At 66.0% G+C, this 20,806-nt stretch carries 19 protein-coding genes; 5 read left to right on the top strand and 14 right to left on the bottom strand.

Annotated elements, in window-relative coordinates; translation table 11 throughout:
* Positions 1–542: 542 nt before the first annotated feature.
* Genes ccoG through ACQR1Y_RS14965 form a run of 4 tightly spaced genes read right to left on the bottom strand, consistent with a single transcriptional unit; the run spans position 543 to position 4,012 of the window.
* A complete protein-coding gene (gene ccoG, locus ACQR1Y_RS14980) occupies positions 543–1,988 on the bottom strand; it encodes a cytochrome c oxidase accessory protein CcoG (RefSeq protein WP_434875734.1) in 1,446 nt (481 codons plus the stop codon).
* Between the two features lie 44 nt (positions 1,989–2,032).
* On the bottom strand, positions 2,033–2,236 hold the full coding sequence (locus tag ACQR1Y_RS14975; protein WP_434875733.1) for a YgaP family membrane protein: 204 nt from the start codon (positions 2,234–2,236) through the stop codon (positions 2,033–2,035).
* 52 nt (positions 2,237–2,288) lie between these two features.
* Positions 2,289–2,729: a thioredoxin TrxC gene (gene trxC, locus ACQR1Y_RS14970; RefSeq protein WP_434875732.1), complete on the bottom strand. Its 441-nt coding sequence runs from the start codon at positions 2,727–2,729 to the stop codon at positions 2,289–2,291.
* A complete protein-coding gene (locus ACQR1Y_RS14965; RefSeq protein WP_434875731.1) occupies positions 2,726–4,012 on the bottom strand; it encodes an NAD(P)/FAD-dependent oxidoreductase in 1,287 nt (428 codons plus the stop codon). Before ACQR1Y_RS14965 ends, trxC begins: the two co-directional genes overlap by 4 nt.
* Before the next feature lie 117 nt (positions 4,013–4,129).
* Between ACQR1Y_RS14965 and ACQR1Y_RS14960 the strand changes: the two genes are divergently transcribed.
* The 4 genes from ACQR1Y_RS14960 (at position 4,130) to ACQR1Y_RS14945 (ending at position 9,137) form a co-directional block, all read left to right on the top strand.
* Entirely contained in the window at positions 4,130–4,438 is a 309-nt protein-coding gene (locus tag ACQR1Y_RS14960; RefSeq protein WP_434876021.1) for an ArsR/SmtB family transcription factor, read from the top strand.
* A 119-nt stretch (positions 4,439–4,557) separates the two neighbouring features.
* On the top strand, positions 4,558–5,547 hold the full coding sequence (locus ACQR1Y_RS14955; protein WP_434875730.1) for an efflux RND transporter periplasmic adaptor subunit: 990 nt from the start codon (positions 4,558–4,560) through the stop codon (positions 5,545–5,547).
* Positions 5,544–8,771, top strand: a complete 3,228-nt coding sequence (locus ACQR1Y_RS14950; protein WP_434875729.1) for an efflux RND transporter permease subunit — start codon at positions 5,544–5,546, stop codon at positions 8,769–8,771. Before ACQR1Y_RS14955 ends, ACQR1Y_RS14950 begins: the two co-directional genes overlap by 4 nt.
* Before the next feature lie 9 nt (positions 8,772–8,780).
* Complete coding sequence (locus ACQR1Y_RS14945; protein ID WP_434875728.1) at positions 8,781–9,137, top strand: carboxymuconolactone decarboxylase family protein; 357 nt, start codon at positions 8,781–8,783, stop codon at positions 9,135–9,137.
* A 7-nt stretch (positions 9,138–9,144) separates the two neighbouring features.
* Here the strand turns inward: ACQR1Y_RS14945 and ACQR1Y_RS14940 are convergent, their stop codons facing one another.
* Genes ACQR1Y_RS14940 through ACQR1Y_RS14915 form a run of 6 tightly spaced genes read right to left on the bottom strand, consistent with a single transcriptional unit; the run spans position 9,145 to position 16,602 of the window.
* On the bottom strand, positions 9,145–10,359 hold the full coding sequence (locus ACQR1Y_RS14940) for a M20 family metallopeptidase (protein WP_434875727.1): 1,215 nt from the start codon (positions 10,357–10,359) through the stop codon (positions 9,145–9,147).
* 18 nt (positions 10,360–10,377) lie between these two features.
* Positions 10,378–11,952 carry a nickel ABC transporter ATP-binding protein NikE gene (gene nikE / locus ACQR1Y_RS14935; protein ID WP_434875726.1) on the bottom strand — a complete coding sequence of 525 codons (1,575 nt, stop codon included), beginning with the start codon at positions 11,950–11,952 and terminating at the stop codon, positions 10,378–10,380.
* On the bottom strand, positions 11,949–12,779 hold the full coding sequence (locus ACQR1Y_RS14930) for an ABC transporter permease (RefSeq protein WP_434857306.1): 831 nt from the start codon (positions 12,777–12,779) through the stop codon (positions 11,949–11,951). The genes nikE and ACQR1Y_RS14930 overlap by 4 nt, the downstream gene beginning before the upstream one ends.
* Positions 12,772–13,719 (bottom strand): ABC transporter permease, encoded by a 948-nt coding sequence (locus tag ACQR1Y_RS14925; protein WP_434875725.1) that lies wholly within the window; start codon positions 13,717–13,719, stop codon positions 12,772–12,774. The genes ACQR1Y_RS14930 and ACQR1Y_RS14925 overlap by 8 nt, the downstream gene beginning before the upstream one ends.
* Before the next feature lie 15 nt (positions 13,720–13,734).
* Positions 13,735–15,285 (bottom strand): ABC transporter substrate-binding protein, encoded by a 1,551-nt coding sequence (locus ACQR1Y_RS14920; protein ID WP_434875724.1) that lies wholly within the window; start codon positions 15,283–15,285, stop codon positions 13,735–13,737.
* Positions 15,286–15,300: 15 nt separating this feature from the next.
* Positions 15,301–16,602, bottom strand: a complete 1,302-nt coding sequence (locus ACQR1Y_RS14915; protein ID WP_434857309.1) for a M20 family metallopeptidase — start codon at positions 16,600–16,602, stop codon at positions 15,301–15,303.
* A 79-nt stretch (positions 16,603–16,681) separates the two neighbouring features.
* On the opposite strand from ACQR1Y_RS14915, the gene ACQR1Y_RS14910 reads away from it, so the two are divergent.
* A complete protein-coding gene (locus tag ACQR1Y_RS14910; RefSeq protein ID WP_434857310.1) occupies positions 16,682–17,443 on the top strand; it encodes a GntR family transcriptional regulator in 762 nt (253 codons plus the stop codon).
* Between the two features lie 8 nt (positions 17,444–17,451).
* On the opposite strand, the gene dhaK is transcribed toward ACQR1Y_RS14910, so the two are convergent.
* Genes dhaK through ACQR1Y_RS14890 form a run of 4 tightly spaced genes read right to left on the bottom strand, consistent with a single transcriptional unit; the run spans position 17,452 to position 20,797 of the window.
* Positions 17,452–18,441 (bottom strand): dihydroxyacetone kinase subunit DhaK, encoded by a 990-nt coding sequence (gene dhaK, locus ACQR1Y_RS14905; protein WP_434875723.1) that lies wholly within the window; start codon positions 18,439–18,441, stop codon positions 17,452–17,454.
* Positions 18,438–18,890 carry a hypothetical protein gene (locus ACQR1Y_RS14900; protein WP_434857312.1) on the bottom strand — a complete coding sequence of 151 codons (453 nt, stop codon included), beginning with the start codon at positions 18,888–18,890 and terminating at the stop codon, positions 18,438–18,440. The genes dhaK and ACQR1Y_RS14900 overlap by 4 nt, the downstream gene beginning before the upstream one ends.
* Positions 18,887–20,494 (bottom strand): phosphoenolpyruvate--protein phosphotransferase, encoded by a 1,608-nt coding sequence (gene ptsP, locus ACQR1Y_RS14895; protein ID WP_434875722.1) that lies wholly within the window; start codon positions 20,492–20,494, stop codon positions 18,887–18,889. Before ptsP ends, ACQR1Y_RS14900 begins: the two co-directional genes overlap by 4 nt.
* Positions 20,495–20,797 (bottom strand): HPr family phosphocarrier protein, encoded by a 303-nt coding sequence (locus ACQR1Y_RS14890; RefSeq protein WP_434876020.1) that lies wholly within the window; start codon positions 20,795–20,797, stop codon positions 20,495–20,497. It lies immediately after the preceding gene.
* Positions 20,798–20,806: the final 9 nt, after the last annotated feature.

Here is a 20,806-nt window from a genome sequence, read left to right as displayed (position 1 = left end):
CCGGGTGATCTCGGCTGAACCTGTGGTGACTGCCGCCTGCTTTTTGTGTTGCAGGCGGGCCATGGGTGCGGCCAGCGCCCGGCATTCCCTGCGCCCTCTCTATCGAAAGGGCGGAACGAACTGGAGCCACTCGGGCGCATCGCGTCGCGGGAGCGCTTGACGATGTCTGGTTCGGACGATCGCTCTTGAATGCGCTGTTTGATTTCGTGAACGTCCCCATCAGGCTTGGCACTCGTCGAGCTGTGAGTTGTGGGGCAACAGCTGGGCCTCGCCCTTCGAGACGGCCGCCGAGGGCGGCCTCCTCAGGGTGAGGAGAGGAAGTCGTCCGCTCATCGTCAACGTGCAATTGGGCCTGCGGAGCTGAACCCGGACCGTGCACACGCTCTTGGCTTGTTCATGGCCCGGTGTGCGGCATCGCCCTCGACGCTCGCCCCTCATGGTGAGGAGCGCCGCGCCGAGAGCGCGAATGCGAGGTTAGATCGTGGTCCGCGGCGCGTCTCGAACCATGAGGCCCCGCACTCGGCGACTCGGCCATTGCCCCGCTATCGCGTCGCCGGCACGAAGTGATCGCGCGCGCTGACCGAGGTGCCCGTCGCCGGATCGGTGATCCTGATCTCGATGTCGACGGGTGTGGCCGGCAGATCGGCGCCCTTGGCCTCGATCGAGACGCGGATCTCCCGGGTCTGGTCCTGGCCGACATCGATCACCATCCGCCCGTCAGCCTCACGGGTCTCGCCGGCGACAGTGACCTTGGCGTTCGGCAGGCCGACGACGTCGAGCACAAAGTCGCGCGCGCCGCGCTTATTGAGCAGGCGCACCGTGTAGTCGTTGCGCACGCCGCCGTCGGACAGTTGGACGAACAGCGGGTTGCGCTCGTGCAGCACGTTGATGCCCATCGTGCCGCGCGTCGCCAAGGTGTACAGCATGATGCCGCCGACGATGGCGATGAAACTCGCATAGATGATCGTGCGCGGCCGGATGATGCGATAGATCTCCGGCTTGCCTTCCTTGCGCCTGGCCACGTTGATGTCGGTGTCGTAGCCGATCAGGCCGGTCGGCCGCCCGATCTGGGTCATCACGCTGTCGCAGGCGTCGATGCACAGGCTGCACTGGATGCAGCCGAGCTGGATGCCGTTGCGGATGTCGACGCCGGTCGGGCAGACATTGACGCATTGATGGCAGTCGACGCAGTCGCCGGCCGGCGCGCCCTGCAGCCGCGCCGCCTCCGCCTTCTTCACCGACATGCGCGGCTCGCCGCGGTCGCCCTTGTAGGTGACGTTGAGCGCCCATTCGTCGGTCAGCGCTGCCTGGATGCGCGGCCACGGGCACATGTAGATGCAGGTCTGCTCGCGGGCATGGCCGGCAAACATGTAGGTCGTCGCCGTCAGGATGCCAATCCACAGATAGGCCGTGAACGGCGCCTGAAAGGTGGCGAGGTCCTTCACCAGGGTCGGCGCATCGTCAAAGTAGAGCACCCAGGCGCCGCCGGTCCACCAGCCGATCATGATCCAGAGGACATGCTTGGTCGCGACCTTGCGGATATGGCTGAAGGTCCACCCCTTCTTGTCGCTCATCATGCGCTCGCGCCGGTCACCCTCGACCCAGCGCTCGACCGCATAGAACAGGTCGGTCCACACCGTCTGTGGACAGAGATAGCCGCACCACAGCCGGCCGGCCACCGCATTCATCAGGAACAGGGTGACAGCCGCAATGATCAGCAGCCCGGTGAAGTAATAGACCTCCTGCGGCCACAGCTCGATGAAGAAGAAGTAGAAGCGGCGATGCGGGAAATCGACCAGCACCGCCTGGTTCGGCATTCCGGGTCCGCGGTCCCAGCGCACGAACGGCAGCAGATAATAGATGCCGAGCGTGATGCACAGGATCGTCCATTTGATACGCCGGAAGCGGCCGTGCACGGCAGCCGGATAGACCTTGTCGCGCGCCTTGTAGAGCGGCCCGACAATATAGGTTTCGTCCGAGTCAGCCATGATGTCCTCGCTTCATTCTCATCTCGCCCCACCTTCCCGCCGGCTCAGGAGAATGCGTTGCCGCTCTTCAAGCCCAGCTTCTTGAACACGATCGCCGCCGGACAGAAGCCGGTGAACGAGGCCTGGATCATATTCACGCCGGCAAAGGCGGTGAGCAGGAACCAGTATGGATTCACGTACCAGCCGAGCGCGAGGCTGAGCAGGACGACGAACCCGGCGAAGGTGAGAACTGCTTTATCGACGTTCATGACATGGTCCTCCATGGTTGCATTTGAGCGTAATCAAGCCCGTGCCGTGGCCTCACGGCCGCAGGCCGGACATCGTCCAGGCGACGATTCGTTGCGAATCCATCGCACCCGAAATCCGCTGGAGCTCCCGGCCCTTGTGCAGCAGCAGCAGGGTCGGAATCCCGGAGATGCCGAACTTGGCCGAGACCTCCGGGGCCTCGTCGGAATTCAGCTTCAGGAGCCGCACGCGCGGCTCGAGCTCTTGCGCGGCGCGCGCAAACATCGGCGCCATCGCCCGGCACGGCCCGCACCAGGGCGCCCAGACATCGACCAGCAAAGGCAGGTCGCTGTTCGCAAGGTGGCGCGCGAAGGCAGCCTGGTCGACCTCGATCGGATGACCGGAGAACAGCGGCGCGTGACACTTGCCGCATTTGCCTTGGGTGGCCGCACGGCCCGCCGGCAGACGGTTGATCTGCCCGCAATGGCCGCACACCAGTTGAAAGGTCTCGCTCATGTGCCCGTCCTGACTTCCTTGATCTTTGCGATGTTGAGCCGGTCGAGCAGGAACTTCTCGTAGAACGGCTCGGGCGTGCCGCGCTTCATCTTGCGCAGGAAATACTTCTCGAAGGCGACCTTGGCGTAATGCACCCACTCCCCCTTCGACGACCAGTTGACGTTGCGCGGCGGGATCTGCGGCTGCGCCAGGAAGGCGACGCCGGAATCGCCGAAATCGGCAAGGCAGATCGCATTCCAGGTCGGCTGCGTCTTCGGCTCTTGCCCGCGCAGCAGCGCGCCGATGTTCAGCGCGGTCGCGGTGACCATCGACTCGATCATGAAGCCGGTCTTGGGCACGCCGACCGGCACCGGCGTCGGCCCGATCGGCGGGATCGCGACGCAGACGCCGATCGCGAACACGTTGGGATAGGCCGGGTTGCGCTGATGCTTGTCGACGATGACGAAGCCGCGCGGATTGGTCAGCTTATCGATGCCCCTGACGGCGCCGACGCCTCGAAACGCCGGCAGCATCATCGAATAGGCGAACGGCAGCTCATGGGTCTTGCGCACCGAGCCGTCGTCGGCCATCTCCTCCACGACCATCCGGCTGTCCTCGACCTTGGTGACGCGCGCGCTCGTGATCCACTTGATGTGCTTCTCGCGCATCTCGCTTTCGAGCAGCCCCTTGGTATCCCCGACGCCGTCGAGGCCGAGATGGCCGATATAGGGCTCGGAGGTCACGAAGGTCATCGGCACCTGGTCACGCATTTTGCGGCGGCGCAGCTCGGTCTCCAGAATGAAGAGGAATTCGTAGGCCGGCCCGAAGCACGACGCGCCCTGCACCGCACCGACGATGACCGGCCCCGGCTTCTCGGCCAGTTTGTCGAACGCCACCTTGGCATGCGCGGCATGGTCGACATGGCACACCGACTGGGTATAGCCATCGGGGCCGAGCCCCGGGATCTCGTCGAAGGCGAGCTCGGGGCCGGTCGCGACGACGAGATAGTCGTAGGCGACCATGGCGCCGTCGGTCAGCTCGATCTGGTTGTCGTCCGGGTGCACCCGCTTGGCACCCTGGGTCAGCAGACGGATGCCCTTGCGTTGCATGACGTCGACGAGATCGATCTCGATGTCGTCGCGCTTGCGCCAGCCCACCGCCACCCACGGGTTGGAGGGTACGAAATGATACGAGGACCCTTGCGAGATGACGGTCACGCGATCCTCCTTTCGCATCTGGGGCAGCAATTCATAAGCCATCAAGGAGCCGCTCAGCCCCGCTCCGATCACGACAACGTCCGCCATTGGGTCCTCCTCGCCTTCCTTCGTTTTTGTTCTGCTCAACCTCAATCTCCCAGGCCGGCCTTGACTATATATTCGCATCTTCGTATATACGCAACCATGAAATTTGATGCTGACACCATGGAAGCGGCGGCCGACCAGGCCAGCGACCTCCTGAAGGCGCTGTCGAACCGCCATCGGCTCCTGATCATCTGCCAGTTGGTCGACGTTGAGCGCTCGGTCGGCGAGTTGGCTGCGTCTCTCGGCCTGCGCGACTCGACCGTCTCGCAGCATCTTGCGCTGCTGCGCAAGGATGGCCTGGTCATCGCACGGCGGGACGGACAGACGATCTACTATTCGATCAGCAGCGAGCCGGCCCGCGAGGTCCTGAAGACGCTTTATCAGGTCTATTGCGCGGCGCCGCCGCCGAAATCCGGATCGAGACTATGACCATTCACCGCAAGCAAGTTGAGCAGCATCAAGTGGGAACCCGCAGTCCGGTGAGATGTCTGGACCGCCCGTTTGGCTCGGCCGCCCCATTTGATTCAAATGAAAACAGGATGAAGCCAATGCGCAGATTATCGCTCCTGAGCTTGATCGCCGTCATGAGCTGGCAGATGGTCCCCGCCAAGGCCGAGACGCTCACGGTGGCCCCGCGCCAGGTGGCCGACGAGAAGGCGGTGTTCGCGACCGTGGAAAGCGTCAGCGTCGTCCCGGCGCGCGGCCGCATCGGGGGCACGGTTGCTCAGCTCTCCGTCCGCGAGGGCGACCCGGTCAAGCGCGGCCAGCCGATCGCCCTGATCGGCGACGAGAAGCTCGCGCTGCAACTCAAATCGCTCGACGCCCAGATCGAGGCGCTGCAGGCGCAGGCCAACCAGGCGCAGATCGACTTCACCCGCACCGAGGGCCTCGTCGAGCGCGGCACCCTGCCCCGGGTCAAGCTCGACGAGACCCGCACCGCGCTGAACGTCGCCGAGAATGGGCTGCGGGCGAAGACCGCCGAGCGCGCCGTGGTCAATCAGCAGATGAGCGAAGGCCAGGTGCTGGCACCCGATGATGGCCGCGTGCTGAAGAGGCTCGTGGTCGTCGGATCCGTGGTGCTGCCCGGCGACCCCGTCGTCACCGTGGCGCAGCAGAACTTCAAGCTGCGGCTGCGCGTGCCCGAGCGCCATGCGCTGTTCCTGAAGGCCGGAGACAAGATCCGCATCGATGGCGCCGAGTTCGGTGACAGCGGCGACAAATGGGGCGTGATCGACCTCGTCTATCCGCAGATCGAGGAAGGCCGCGTCGTCGCCGACGCGATCGTTCCCGGCCTCGGCCAGTACTTCGTCGGCGACCGGCTGCGGGTCTGGATCTCCGGCGGCCACCGCGATGCCTATGTGATCCCTGCCCGCTATGTCAGCACCCGCTTCGGCATCGACTACGTCCGACTGCAGCAGGGTGCGCAACAGGTCAGCATCCCCGTGCAGCGCGGCCGCGCGCTGCCGAGCGCCGACCTTCCCGATGGACTTGAAATCCTGTCCGGCCTGCGCGCTGGCGACCAGTTGGTGCAGCCGTGAAACTCGGACTCTCAGGCAAGCTGACCCAGGCGACCATCGCCTCGCCGCTCACGCCGCTGTTCCTGCTCGCCTCGCTCGTGGTCGGCCTTATCGCCGTCGTGATGATCCCGCGCGAGGAGGAGCCGCAGATCAGCGTGCCCATGGTCGACATCCGCGTCAACGCCGACGGCCTGCGCGCGCCCGACGGCGTCGAGCTCGTGACCAAGCCACTGGAGACGATCGTCAAGGCGATCGACGGCGTCGAGCACGTCTACAGCCAGACCGAGGATGACCGCGTCATGGTCACCGCGCGCTTCCTGGTCGGCACCAAGTTCGAAGACGCGATCCTGCGCGTCCATGAGAAGATCCGCGCCAATCTCGATCGAATCCCGGTCGGCATTCCCGAGCCGCTGATCGTCGGCCGCGGGATCAACGACGTCGCTGTCACCGTGCTCACCCTGTCGCCAAAGCCGGAGGCCGCGGAGCGCTGGACGGACAAAGATCTGTATGAGCTCGCCGACAAGCTGCGTGCCGAGCTGACCAAGGTCGACAATATCGGGCTCACCTACATCTCCGGCGGCGGCGCGCAGCAGATCCGCGTCGAGCCCAGCCCCGAAAAACTGTCGCTGTTCGGCGTGACCTTGCAGCAGCTCGTCGCCAAGGTGAAGGATGCCAACCGCTCCTTCCTCGCCGGCGACGTTCGCGACGGCGGCATCGTCCGCAACGTCACGGCGGGCCAGACCCTGACGGGCATTCCCGATATCGGCCTGCTGCTGATCTCGACGCGCGACGGCCGCCCGGTCTATGTGCGCGATGTCGCGAATGTCGTCATCGGCCCCAATCTCGCCGAGCACCGCGTCTGGGACGACGCCCGTAACGACAAGGGCGAGTGGCACCGCGTGCCCGCGGTGAGCCTTGCGCTCGCCAAGCGCGCCGGCGCCAATGCGGTCGTGGTGTCGCACGACATCGCGCAGCGCCTCGAAGGGCTCAAGACCAGCCTCATTCCAAGCGACGTCGCGGTCACGGTGACGCGCGACTATGGCGAGACCGCCAATGAGAAGGCCAACGAGTTGCTGTTCCATCTCGGCCTCGCCACGATCTCCATCGTCGTCCTGATCGCGATCGCGATCGGCTGGCGCGAGGCGCTCGTCACCTTCGTCGTCATTCCGACCACGATCCTGCTGACGATGTTCGCCGCGAATTTGATGGGCTACACCATCAACCGCGTCAGCCTGTTCGCGCTGATCTTCTCGATCGGCATCCTGGTCGACGACGCCATCGTCGTGGTCGAGAACATCGCCCGCCATTGGGGCATGCGCGACGGCCGTCCGCGCCTGCAGGCAACCGTCGAGGCGGTGGCCGAGGTCGGCAACCCGACGATCGTCGCCACCCTGACCGTGGTCGCCGCCCTGCTCCCGATGCTGTTCGTGTCGGGCCTGATGGGCCCGTACATGGCGCCGATCCCGGCAAACGCGTCAGCCGCGATGCTGTTCTCGTTTGTCGTCGCCATGGTCGTGGCGCCCTGGCTGATGCTGCGGCTCGCGCCGAAGCAGACCCCCGCCGCGGGGGCCGGAGCGCATCACGACGCACATGGCGAGGGCCGGCTCGGCCGGATCTATCGCAGCGTCGCGCGACCGATCGTCGCCAGCAAGCGCTCCGCCTGGATCTTCCTGCTCGGCGTGGGCATCGCCACCTTGCTGTCGATGACGCTGTTCGCGACCAAGTCCGTGACCGTCAAGCTGCTGCCGTTCGACAACAAGTCGGAGATCGCCGTAATGGTCGATCTGCCCGAAGGCGCGAGCCTCGAGGATACGGAGCGGACGCTGTTCGCGGCCGCCGATATCGCACATCAGCTGCCGGAGATCACGAACGTGCAGAGCTATGCCGGCACGGCGGCGCCGTTCAACTTCAACGGCCTCGTCCGGCACTACTACCTGCGCGAACGGCCTGAGCTCGGCGAGCTCCAGGTCAATCTCGCCGCGCGTGGCGACCGCAAACGCTCGAGCCACGACATCGCGCTCGATCTGCGGCAGCGGCTGAAGGCGGTCTCGGTGCCCTCCGGCACCAGCATCAAGGTCGTCGAGGTGCCGCCCGGCCCGCCGGTGCTGGCGACCTTGCTGGCCGAGATCTACGGCCCGGATGCCGCGACCCGGAGGGCCGTCACGACCGAGCTTAAGAAGGTGTTTGCCGATGTCCCGTTCATCGTCGACATCGACGACTCCATCGGTCAGCGGCGACCGCGGCTGCGGCTGTCGATCGATCAGGACAGTCTCGAATTCTTCGGCGTCGAGCAGCGCGACGTCTACGACACCATCCAGACGCTGTTCGGCGGCATCTCGGTCGGCTACTCGCATCGTGGCGAGGACCGCAACCCGATCGAGATCGCGGTGAAGCTGCCCAAGCGCGCCAAGAGCTGGAGCCAAGCCTTGGCGTCCACGCCGGTGCCGGCCAACACCGTGCCCGGCAGCAAGACCGTGGTCGAGCTCGGCCAGGTCGTGAAGGCGACGATGGAAGAGGGATCGCCGATGATCTTCCGCCGCGACGGCCGCTTTGCCGACATGGTGATGGCCGAACTCGCCGGCCGTTTCGAGGCGCCGCTCTACGGCATGCTCGCGGTAGCGGACCGCATCGACGCGCATGACTGGGGCAAGCTGCCGAAGCCGGTGATCGGCTTTCATGGCCAGCCCGAGGACGAGTCACACTCGACCTTGTTGTGGGATGGCGAGTGGGAGATCACCTATGTCACCTTCCGCGACATGGGCGCGGCCTTCGGTGCCGCCATTCTCGGCATCTACGTGCTGGTGGTCGCGCAGTTCAGGAGCTTCCGGCTGCCGCTGGTCATCCTGACGCCGATCCCGCTGACCCTGATCGGCATCCTGCTCGGCCATTGGCTGCTCGGCGCGCCGTTCACGGCGACGTCGATGATCGGCTTCATCGCGCTTGCCGGCATCATCGTGCGCAACTCCATCCTGCTGGTCGACTTCATCCGGCACAGCGGCGGCGAGGGCAAGACCTTGCGTGACGTCGTGCTCGAGGCCGGCACCGTGCGCTTCAAGCCGATCCTGCTGACGGCGCTCGCGGCGATGATCGGCGCGGCGACGATCCTGCTCGATCCGATCTTCCAGGGCTTGGCGATCTCGCTGCTGTTCGGCCTGGCGTCGTCCACCCTGCTCACCGTGCTCGTCATCCCCGCGATCTACATCGCGCTGCGCGAGCCTGGCAAACCCACCACGAAGATGTCCTAGGAGACGATCATGGACAAGAACTTCCCCGACCTCTGCAAGAGCATTTCCGGCAATCTGCGGACGCTGCGCAAGGACATCCCCGACGTCATGCAGGGCTTCTCGGCGATGGCGCGGGCGGCCGGCGCTGACGGCGCGCTCGACAAGAAGACCAAGGAGCTGATTGCGCTGGCGATCGGCGTCGCCGTCCGCTGCGACGGCTGCATCGGCTTCCATGCCGAGGCCCTGGTCCGCCTCGGCGCGACCAAGCAGGAGGTCGAGGAGACGCTCGGCATGGCGATCTACATGGGCGGCGGCCCGTCGCTGATGTACGCCGCCGACGCGATCGCGGCGTTCGAGCAGTTCCAGCAGCAGGCGGCCGCCGCTTGAGCCGTACTCAGCCGCAGATGTCGAGAATGGCGAGCATGTAGATGCGGATCATGTCGAGATAGTCGGGAATGTCGACGCGCTCGTCCGGCATCGTGTTGTACCGGCCACCGGGCCCGCAGACGATTCCCTCCATGCCGCCTGAGGCATAGAGATGGCCGGCATCGGTGCCATAGAAGCAGCTCGGCGCGACCGGCCCGGTCGGCTGTGCCTCGCCGCGCACGGCGCGGTAGGCGTCGTTGATGGCGCGGACGATCGGACTGTCCGGGGCGACCTCGAAGGGCGGCATCGTCGGGACGCCGGCACGGTCCTCCGACATCAGATGCGCCTTGAGGCCGGGAAACCGCGCCTCCAATGCATCGAGCTCGCGCCGCATGTCCGCCAGCGCGCCCTGCTCTGTCTGGCCCGGCGCGTAGCGGCCGGAGCCCTTGATGCGGACGAAGTCCGCCACCTGCGGCGTCCGCCACTCGTGCAACTCGCGGCCGAGTGCGCCATGGACCACGCCGACATGGACGCGATTGATCGCCGCATGCGCCGGCGAGCGGGCGCCGGAGAACGTCATCGCGTTGAGGCGCGGAATGAGGTCGCAGGCGGCGCTGATCGTATCGACCGCCTCCTCGCGTTTCGACAGATGGCGCGTGTTGCCGACGAGCTCGATGATGAACATGAACGCGGCCGCGTGCATCGTCATCGCCTTGAGATCGGTCGGCTCCGAGTTGATGAAGTAGTCCGCGCGCAGCCCCTGCTCGATCAGCGAATAGGTACCGACGCCGCCCTGCAGCTCGCCGACCACATAGGTCAGAATCACGTCGCCTCTTAGCTTGACACCAGCGTCGATCAACGTCTTGACGGCACAGAAGTAGGCCGCGTCGCCGGCCTTCATGTTGGAGACGCCGATGCCGTAGATGAACTTGTCGTCGACCTTTCCTTCCCATGGATCGACCGTCCAGCCCTCGGTCACCGGGTTGGTGTCGACGTGACCGTTGAACAGCAGGCTCTTGCCGCCACCGGTTCCTTTCCAGCGCCCGACGGCGTTGACACGTCCCTCGTTGCCGAACGGCGCAACGGCGGCGTCGAGACCGATCTTGCGCATCTGATCGGCCATGAAAGTGGCGAGCTGCTTCTCGCCCTCGGTCTTCGAATAGCTCTTGTGCTGCACCATGCGCGACAGCAGCGCGAGCGCAGCCGGGACATCGATACGGGCGAGCAGATCGTTGCGGTCCATGTGATGTATTCCTTGCGGTCAGCCGACCGGGACGGGCGAAGCCGCCATCAGCTCGCGTGTATAGGGGTGAACATCCTCGGCGCCGAAGGCATCGACGGCGCGGTTGTCGACAAGCTGACCGTGACGCATCACGACGATGCGATGGGCGATCTGCCGGATGAGATTCAGATCGTGGGTGATGAACAGATAGGCCGTGCCGGTTTCGGCACGGAGTGCCAGCAAAAGCTCGATGATCTGGGCCTGCACGGAGACGTCGAGCGGCGCGGTGATCTCGTCGCAGATCACCAGTCGCGGGCGCGCCGCGAAGGCGCGGGCGATCGCGACGCGCTGCTTCTCGCCGCCCGAAAGCTGATGCGGCCAGCGTTCCGCATAGGATGCCGGGAGCCGTACCTGCTCGAGAAGCCGCCGCACCGACGACAGATCGCCACCATAGAGCTTCAGCGGCCGCGACAGGATCTCGCCGACACGGTGGCGTGGGTTGAGCGAGGAATCCGGATGCTGGAAGACGATCTGGACATCGCGGCGATAGCCTCGCTTCATGTCGCCGGCTCCATGCAGCGTCCGGCCATCGAAGCTGATCGCGCCGGAGAATCGCGCGAGCCCGGTCAGCGCCCGCGCCATCGACGATTTGCCAGAACCGGATTCACCGACAAGACCGACGATTTCGCCAACGCGGATGTCGACATTGACGGCCTGGGTCGCGGGCGGCGGCGCCGCACGGAACAGGCCGCGCCTGCCATAGTGAACCTCGATGGCCCTGGCCTCGAGCAGCACGGCCGAACCCGGCGTATCGTGCACCAGCCGCCGTTCCGGACGCGGTACCGCCGCGATCAGCGATTTGGTGTAGTCGTGCTGCGGCTTGCGGAAGATCTCGGACGCCTTCGCCTGCTCGACCACCCGGCCATGCCGGATGACCGCGACGCGATCGGCGACGCGGGTCATCATCGCCAGGTCATGCGAGATGTACAGCGCGGCAACGCCGGTCTCGGCGCGCAGCCGGCCGAACAGGTCGATGATGCGCGCACCGGTGATGACATCCAGCGCCGTGGTCGGCTCGTCGAACACGATCACGTCGGGCCGGCAACCGAACGCGGTGGCAATGATCACGCGCTGCTTCTCGCCACCGGAGATCTCGTGCGGGTAGCGGCGCAGCATGGCAGAGGGATCACGCAGCTCGACATGGCCGAGCAGCTCGATTGCGAGATTTCTGGCGTCCCGCCCGTCCAGAGCCCGATGACGCATCAGCGCCTCGGTCACCTGACGGCCGATGGTCAGCGTCGGGTTGAGCGCCGTGGAGGGATCCTGGAACACCATGCCGATCCGGCGTCCGCGCACCTCCGTCAACTGTCTTGGTCCTAGCGCCTGCAAATCGATGTCGCCGAGCCGAAGCGAGCCCGAGACCTCGCGCGCATTGGCCGGCAGATGCCGCATCATAGCCCAGGCGAGCGAACTCTTGCCGGAGCCGGATTCACCGACGAGGCCGAGCACCTCGCCGGGCGCGATGGCCAGCGTAACGTCGCGCAACACGGGGATCGCGCCCAAGGGCGTCTCGTAGTCGAGGCCGTAGTCGGTGATCGAGAGCGCTGCTGTCATCGATCGTCTCGCGGGTTGAGCGCATCGCGCAGCGCGTCGCCGACGAGATTGAAAGCAATCGCCGACAGCGCGATCGCCGCCGACGGCGCGATCAGGATCCACGGCGCGCGGTGCATGTACTGCCGTGCATCGGCAACCATCAGGCCCCATTCCGACGCCGGCGGCTGCGCACCCAGGCCGAGGAAGCTGAGCGTCGCGAACAACATCACCGCAAACGACACCCGGATGGTCGCCTCGATGATGATGGGCCCCATCACATTGGGCAGCATCTCGCGGAAGATGACGTGCGGGGCGCCCTCGCCGCGCGCGACCGCGGCCTTGACAAAGTCCTGGTTGCGCACAGCGAGCGCCACCGAGCGCGTCACCCGGGCCATGCCCGGCGCAAAGGCGATCGCGATCGCAGTTACGGCATTGCCGGCACCATTGCCGAGCGTGCTGACCAGCAGCAGCGCCATCAGCAGGCCAGGGATCGCCATCACCGCGTCATTGGTACGCATGATGAACTCATCGGCCTTGCCGCCAAGATATGCCGAGGCGATACCGATGACCGCGCCGATCGCGGTGCCGGCCAAGGTCGCCGCGAGTGCCATCGGAACGGTCGCGCGCGCGCCAGACAGCAGGCGGCTCAGCACGTCGCGGCCGAACTGGTCGGCGCCGAACAGGTTCTGCCAGCCCGGCGCCCGGAAGCGGCCGAGAAAATCCATCTTCTCCGGACCGGACGGCGCAAGCCACGGACCAAGGAGGCAGACCGCGACGAGCACGGCCAGCAGGACGATGCCGATCGCGCCCTGCGGCTTGCGGATCATCCGTCGGAGCAGCTCAGTCATAGCGGATCCGCCGGTCGAGCAGAGCATAGACCATGTCCGCCAGCGTGTTGGTGATCGCGTAGGTCACCGCCATGATCATCGCCCCGGCCTGGATCGACGGCAGATCGCGCGTGGTGATGGCGATCATCAGGGCACGGCCGATCCCGGGGATGGCAAAGATCTCCTCGATCACGATGATGCCGCCGAGCAGATAGCCGACGTCGAGCGCAACGATGGTGATGACCGGCAGCAGCGCGTTGCGCATGACATGGCGGACCAGCACCGTGCGCTCCGGCAAGCCCTTCAATCGGGCGGCCCGAACATAGTCGGATTGCAGCACGTCGAGAGTTTCAGAACGCATCATGCGCATGACATGCGCGACGAGGATCACCGACACGGTCAGGACCGGCAGTGCCAGATGACGCAGCGCCAGCGAAGGGTTCTCGAGCGGCGACACGTAGCCGGTCGCCGGCAACCACGGCAGGATGTCCGTCAGCAGCAGAGCGAGGACAGTCGCAGTCACGAATTCCGGCAGGGAAACGCCGAGATAGGCAATCACACTGGCTGCGGTGTCGGCCATCCGGCCCTGGCGGAGCGCGGCGAACATCCCGAGCGGCACCGCGATCAGAAGTGTGAGCGCAAGCGAGCCGGCGGCAAGCAACAGCGACCGCGACAGCGCGGTCAGCATCTCCGGCGCCACCGGCAGACCTGTCCGCATGGAGACGCCGAAATTGCCGCTGACCGCGTGCTCTACCCAATGGACGAATTGCAGCCAGACAGGATCATTGAGCCCCAGCCGTGCGCGGACCGCCGCGAGCGCCTCCGGCGACGCGTTCTCGCCCAGCAACGTCTGCGCGGCATCGGCCGGCAGCGCCTGTGTGATGGCGAACACCAGCACACAGACGACGGCGACCGTATAGATCATGAGCAGCAGCCGCCGCAGCAGCCAGGCAAGCGACACCGGTGGACCTCGTCCTCAGGCGCGCTTCGGCGCACCGGCGCCGAGCGAGACCAGATCGAACCGGAACACCGATCCGCGCGGATGCAACTGATAGCCTTCGACGTAAGACCGCTGCGCTGCGAGAATATCGAAGAAGACCGGAATCACCGACGGTACCTCTTCGCTCATCATCGTCTGGGCCCGCCCATAGAGCGCCGCGCGATTGGCGTCATCGGTCTCGCTCCGCGCGGCATTGACGATCTCATCGAAGCGCGCATTGTTCCAGCGCGTTTCGTTCCAGGCCGCGTCCGACGTATAGAGCAGCTTGAAGATGGCATCCGCGGTCGACTGCATGTTGTAGAAGCCGACGTAGAAATTTCCCTTCTTCCAGACCTGGTCGAGATAGGTCGCGTGCGGCATGGTCTGAACGCTGATGCGGAAACCGGCCGGCGCCGCCATCTCGCGGATCGCAACACCGAGCTGCGTGCGCGTGTCCGGCTTGTCGGAGGCGACCATCGTCAAGTCGATGCCGGAGGGGTAGCCGGCCTCGGTGAGCAGCCGCTTGGCCTTGGCGATATCAGGCGTCTTCAGCTTGCTTTCCTTGTAAAAGCGATAGGCGGGGCTCAGCGGCGTGTCGTTGCCGGGGGTGCCATAGCCGCCAGCCACGAAGCCAGCCATCGCTTCGCGATCGATCGTCAGCGCAAGCGCCTGGCGCACGCGAACGTCGTTGAACGGCTTCTGGTCGCAGCCCATGTTGACGTTGAGAAACTGTCCCGAGGGAATCCGCAACGCCTTGATGCCGGAGGCCTTGCCGAGCCGCTCATACTCGCCGGGCGTGGTCGAGAGCATCAGATCGATGTCGCCCGAGATCAGGGCCGACGCCTCGGCCGTGCGGTCGGGATAGACGAGGATCTCGATGCGATCGAGTGCGGGCCGCGCCGGATCGTAGTAGGCCGGGTTGCGCTCGACCACGATCTTGCGGTCCGGCTCATAGGACACGAGCTTGAAGGGTCCTGAACCATTCGGCTTGGTCGCGAGGCTGGCGAGATCCGCGGCGACAACTTTCGCCGGGATGATGCGCGCATTGTTGTAGGCGAGCGCGACGGGGAAGTCGGCGAAGGAGACGGACAACATGAACTTGACAGTGGCGGCGTCGATCGCAACCACGTCCTGGATAGGTCCGACATTGGTGCGCGCGGGAGAGGCGGTCTTCGGATCGAGGATCGCCTTGAAGGTCGCGACGACGTCATCGGCCGTGAGTGGCGATCCATCGTGGAAGCTGAGGTTGGGCCGCAGCTTGAACGTCCATTCGGTCAAGCCTGCCGCATGCTCCCAGGACAGGGCCAGATCCGGCTCGACCGCCATGTTCGGCTTCAGCCGGGTCAGGTTGGAATAGAGTAGCTCAGTGACGAGATATTCCGGATTGACGCGCGCCAATAGCGGATGGATCACCGCAGCGCCCTGATCGACGGAAATGCGCAGCACGCCTCCGCGCTTCGGCGCCTCTGTAGCGAGAGAGATCTGCGGCAGAGCGCCCAGCGCGAGCGCGGTACCAGCAAGGAAATGGCGGCGGGTGACGGACGACATCTAGGCGGAATCCTCTTAGGGCGTCGTGTGTTCGGGAGAGAGTTCGGGACAGAACTCGGCTGAAAGATACGCGAGGACCGATTTCGCCAATGCGACGATATCGGTCAGCGTGGTCGCCTCGCCGGGCGCATGAATGCGGCTGTCGGGCTTGCCAAGACCGGTGAGAAGGACCTCCTGCATGCCGGTGGCCTGCTGGACCCAGCCAAAATCGGAGCAGCCGGACGCGCCCCAGCGCGCGAAGTCCTCAGGTGCGTAGCCAAACCCGGCCGAAAGCGCGCGTTGCCAGCGCGGCCAATGCGGACCGCCAGGATCGGCGGTCGGCATCAAATGACCGGTCAAGATGATATCGAGGTCGAGGCCAGCTGCGGCCTGTCTGATCGCGATCTCGATTTCGCTGCGCGCGGCGGCAAAGTCCTCTTCGGGGGCATAGCGGCGGCACAACAGGATCTCGAGCTGCGACGGAATTTGGCCGCCACATTGCCCGCCATGAACGGCTGAGATGTCGAGGCTTGCGGCCAGCGGTCCGGTCGCCTGCGGTGGTGGCGGCAGGCGCGACGTCCGCTGCGCGATGATCGGCTTCAAGCCAGCAATCGCGTTGAGGATCGGCAACGACGCCTCGATCGCGTTGGCGCCAGCGCTGCGCTGTTCACCCGCATGGGCCGCTTTGCCGCGCACGCGCACCGTCAGCGTGAACAGGCCGAAGCAGCCGGCCCAGATTCGGGGCATGGCGCTGCCGTTGAAGTTCAGAATGTGCCCTTCGAGGCGTCCCTGCTCTGCCAGATAGCGGACGCCTGGATAGAGCCCCGCCTCCTCGTCGGTGCACAACAGCAGCATCGGATCATAGGCGAGCACGAGGCCGGTCTGCCGCGCGGCGCGCAGCGCGAGCAGCGTGGCTGCGATCGAACCCTTCATGTCCGCGGCGCCGAGGCCGATGAGGCGATCGCCTTCGCGAGCGAGCTGCAGCGGATCACTGATCCAGCCCGGCGCAGCGGGCACCGTGTCGACATGGAAATACAGCCCGAGCACCGGCCTGCCCGAGCTTCGCCGCGCAATCACGTTGGTGCGCGGTCCATAGGCGCCGGGAGCCCGCCAGAGTTCCTCGGGCACGACGACGCGTTCGCAATCCAGCGCCAACGGTGCCGCGAATTGCTCCATCAGATCGGCGAACTGCTCATAGCCGGCGCCGGGCGGAAAACTCGTATCCACCGCCACCATGCGACGGAGATCATCGACCGCCGTGTCCGACAGCCGCTCGATCGCAGCGAAGGCACCGGCCAAATTGGCCGCGCTCTGATCCGGGATCTCCTGAGGCTTCATGTCGCGCGCTTAATCCTATATTCTATATAGAAATAAAAATCACAATGTGGCACTTGTCAATTCCATGAAAAAGGCAGGCGTGGCCAGCAAAGCGGCAGAGAGCGTGGGCGCGGGTCCCGGAGCCCTGCCCGTGCCGCTGTACGAGCATGTGAAGCGGCAGATCGCGGATGCGATCCTGATCGGTGATCTCGCGCCGGGCACGGTGCTGCCCGGCGAGGTCGCGCTCGCCAATCAATATGGCGTCGCCGTCGGCACGATCAGGCGTGCCCTGGCTGATCTGACGGCCGGCGGCATGCTGATGCGGCGGCGGAAGACGGGGACGGTGGTGACCGGCCGGGCGTCACGACACGGCCTCAGCTTCTTCTTTCAGTATTTCCGGCTGCTCGGCGAGGACGGCAGCCTGCTGCACTCGGATGCCGAGGTACTGTCGGTGACGACCCGACCTGCCGGACCGGACGAGGCCGCGCTGTTTGCGGTCGACGACGGCGAACCGCTGCTGCACCTGCAGCGCATCCGTCGGGTGGCGGGCGCGCCGGTGCTGTACTCTCGTATCGCGATGGTCGCGAGCCGAATGCCGGACTTTCCGCGCGAGCCTAAGAATGTCCCCGCTTTGATCTATCGGCACCTGCTCGAGGCCTATGGCATCCGAGTCGCGGCGGTGCGCGAGAAGGTGACGGCCGAGGTCGCCACCAAGGAAGATCGCAAACTGCTGGGCCTGCCCTCTCCGAGCGCCGTGCTGGTCATCGACGAAGAGGCCTACGACCAGACCGGCGCGCTGGCGATCCTCAGCCAGCACCGCGCCACGACGGCGCATCACTATTATTCGAACGAGATCCGCTGAACTCGCGCTCAGCAGCCCCAGCGCAATGCCGCGGTGTGTACCGGCGCGTCCCACAGCGCCAGCGTCGTATCGTCGAGCGCGGTGACGGTCAGCGAGCAGCCGGCCATGTCGAGCGAGGTGACGTAGGAGCCGACCAATCCGCGCGCAATCGCAAGACCGCGTGCTTCCAGAATGCGGCGCGCGGCATTGGCCATCACATAGAGCTCCATCGCAGGCGTGCCGCCGAAGCCGTTGACCAGCAGCAGGCAGGGCGTCCCGGGCTTGGGCGCGAGATCGGCGAGGATCGCGCCCATCATCTCCTCGGCGATCGCATCGGCGGAGGCGAGCTTGACGCGGCGCCGGCCGGGCTCGCCATGGATGCCGACGCCCATCTCCATTTCGTCCTCATCCAGCGTAAAGGTCGGCTTGCCCGCCGCCGGCACCGTGCACGAGGTCAGCGCCACGCCCATCGAACGCGTCCGTTTGTTGACCTCGTCACCCAGCGCCTTGAGCGCATCCAGATCGCGCCCCTGCTCGGCCGCCGCGCCGAGCATCTTCTCCACGACCAGCGTGCCGGCGACGCCGCGGCGTCCGGTCGAATAGGTCGACGTCTCCACTGCAACGTCATCATCGGTGATGACGGTGGCGACCTTGGTCTCCATCATCTCCGCGGCCATCGCAAAATTCATCACGTCGCCTTCGTAGTTCTTGACGATGAACAGCGAGCCGCCGCCCGTCTCCACCGCCTGCGCGGCCGCCAGCATCTGGTCGGGCGTCGGCGAGGTGAACACCTGGCCGGGACAGGCGGCATCCAGCATGCCCTGGCCGACGAAGCCGGCGTGCAGCGGCTCATGGCCGGAACCGCCGCCGGAGATCAGCGCGACCTTCCCCGGCTTCAGGGTCTTGCGGCGGACGAACTTGTTGTCCTCGCCGAGCGCGACGATGTCGCCATGCACGGCAGCGAAACCGTGCAGGCTCTCGGTCAGCACGTCGTCCACGGCGTTGATCAGCTTCTTCATGGCTTCCCTCCCGGATCAGTTTCGTCCTTGTTTTCATTGGCCGAGATCAGCGCGGTGATGCCGCGCGCGACGCCGCTGATGATGCGGTCGGCATGGGCGTTCAGCGCGTCGTCACCGAAATCCGGCAACTCCACGACGAGGCGCCGCATCGGCCGCTGTGTCTCGGCCTCTTCCAGCCGGCCCGGATGCGCGGCGCGGTAGGCAGTGAGGAACGCCTGCTGCTCATGCGGCGAGAAATGGCAGATGTGGAAGATGGTTTCGAGATGCTGCAGCGGGATCGGCGTCGGATAGGCCGGATTGATGATCTGCGAGATGAAGCTGCGGTTCTTGCCGATCGCCTCCGCCAGCCGCTGTCGCGTGCCGGACGGGCGGCTCTCGACCACCGCGCGCAGGATGGCCTTGTAGTCGGCGAGCGGGCTGGACGCTCCCGATGAATCCTGCTCGCTCATGCGCTCTCCGCAAGCGTGGCCAGATCGAGCTCGCGGATCGCGGCTTTCACCTGCGGCAACAATCCGGGGGACACGGAGAGCGCGCGCACACCCGCCTCCAGCAACGCCGGAATCGTCCTGACGTCACCGGCGGCATCGCCGCAGATCGAGACATCGATGCCACTGACCCGGCCGGCGCGCACGACATGCGCGATCATTGCGAGCACACCGGGATGCAGCACGTCGGCATAGTCGGCAACCTCGGTGCCGTCCCGCGACGCCGCTGTCGCATATTGCGTCAGATCATTGGTGCCAATCGAGAAGAAGTCGGCCGTGAAGTGCTGTGCGGCGAGGGCTGCAGCGGGCACTTCCACCATGATCCCGAAAGCCGGCTCAGCGAAAGCGATGTTGCTGTCGCCGAGTTCGGCCAGCACCGCACGCAGATGCGCGCGCGCCGTCTCAAGCTCGGCCGCATTCGTCACCATCGGCAGCATCACCTTCAGCGGCCCCAGCGCGGCCGCGCGCGCCAGCGCCCGCAGCTGAACGCGGAAGATATCAGGATGGCGCAGCGACAGGCGGATGCCGCGCAGACCCAGGAACGGATTGCTCTCGCCATCGACCGTATAGCCCGGGATCGGCTTGTCGCCGCCGGCATCGAGCGTGCGGATCGTCACGGGACGGCCGTCGGCCCAGCGCATAAGCTCGGCATAGGCCCGATATTGCGCCTCTTCGTCTCGCAGCAGATTGCCCGTCAGAAATTCCGTGCGCGCCAATCCCACGCCATCGCAGGCCGCCGCGGGCAGCGCCGTCATGTCGGATGGACCGGAGATGTTGACGAGCACCGAGATCGCCGTGCCGTCACGCGTCACAGCGGGCTCGAGCTGATGTGCCGTCGCATCGGCGCGCCGCTGCAGGAGAGCCGCGCCGAGCGAGCGCGCCCGCTCGACCCGCTCAACGCTCGGATCGACCTCGACAAGGCCAGCGCCACCATCGACGAGCAGCGAGCCGGAGAGGCTCTCCCACACGTGGCCGAGCCCCACGACCATCGGAACACCACGGCCGCGCGCGAGCATGGCGACATGACTCGTCGGGCTGCCCTCGCCAAGCGCGATGCCGCCGCCCTTCGACCAGTCGATCCCGAGAAAGGCCGACGGTGCGAGATCGCGGGCGACGATGATCGCCCCGTTCGGCATCGCGCCGTTGTCCTCGAGGCCGAGCAGATGGCGGAGCACGCGATCCCTGATGTCGGCGAGATCGCTGGCGCGGGCGCGAAAATATTCGTCATCGGCGGCTTCATAGCCCGCGATCTCCGCGGCCATCGCCGCGCGCCAGGCATCGTCAGCCGCGATGCCGGTCTCGATCCCGGCATAGGCGGCTTCGGTCAGCGCATCGTCTTCGAGCAGCGCGAGCTGAAAACCGATCAGCTCGGCGGCGTCGCCATCGAGGCGCGTGATGAGATCGGCCACCGCCAGTCGCGCGCCCGCCACCGCCGCCGCCAGCGCGGCGTGCTCCTCGGCGATCGAGCCCTTGACCCGGCTGGCGCCTTCGAGCGCGCGCAGGACCACCGCCGGCCCCACGGCCAGGCCTTCCGACGCTGCGCGACCTCGGATGCAGCGTTCCACCATCTACTCCTCGTCGAACTTGCGATGGACGAGATCCGCCAGCGCGCGCACCGCCTCCTCGGCATCAGAGCCGTTCGCGCGCATGTACAATGTCTCGCCCTTGGCCGCCTTGACGCGCATGATCTTCACCGGGCTCTTGGCGTCGGTCCACGGACCATCGGCCGCGACTGCGATCTCGACCGTCGCAGCGAAGCGCTTGGCGAGCTGCGTGAGCTTGACCGAGGGGCGCGCGTGCAGCCCGACCTCGTTGGTCAACAGCGCATGCGCCCTGACGTCCTGCATGCCGATCTCTCCACCGTCAGCCATCATCATTCC

This window comes from Bradyrhizobium sp. HKCCYLRH3099, assembly GCF_051167855.1.
In the GTDB taxonomy this organism is placed as follows: Bacteria; Pseudomonadota; Alphaproteobacteria; order Rhizobiales; family Xanthobacteraceae; genus Bradyrhizobium.
This window is presented reverse-complemented; position numbering and strand designations above follow the sequence as displayed.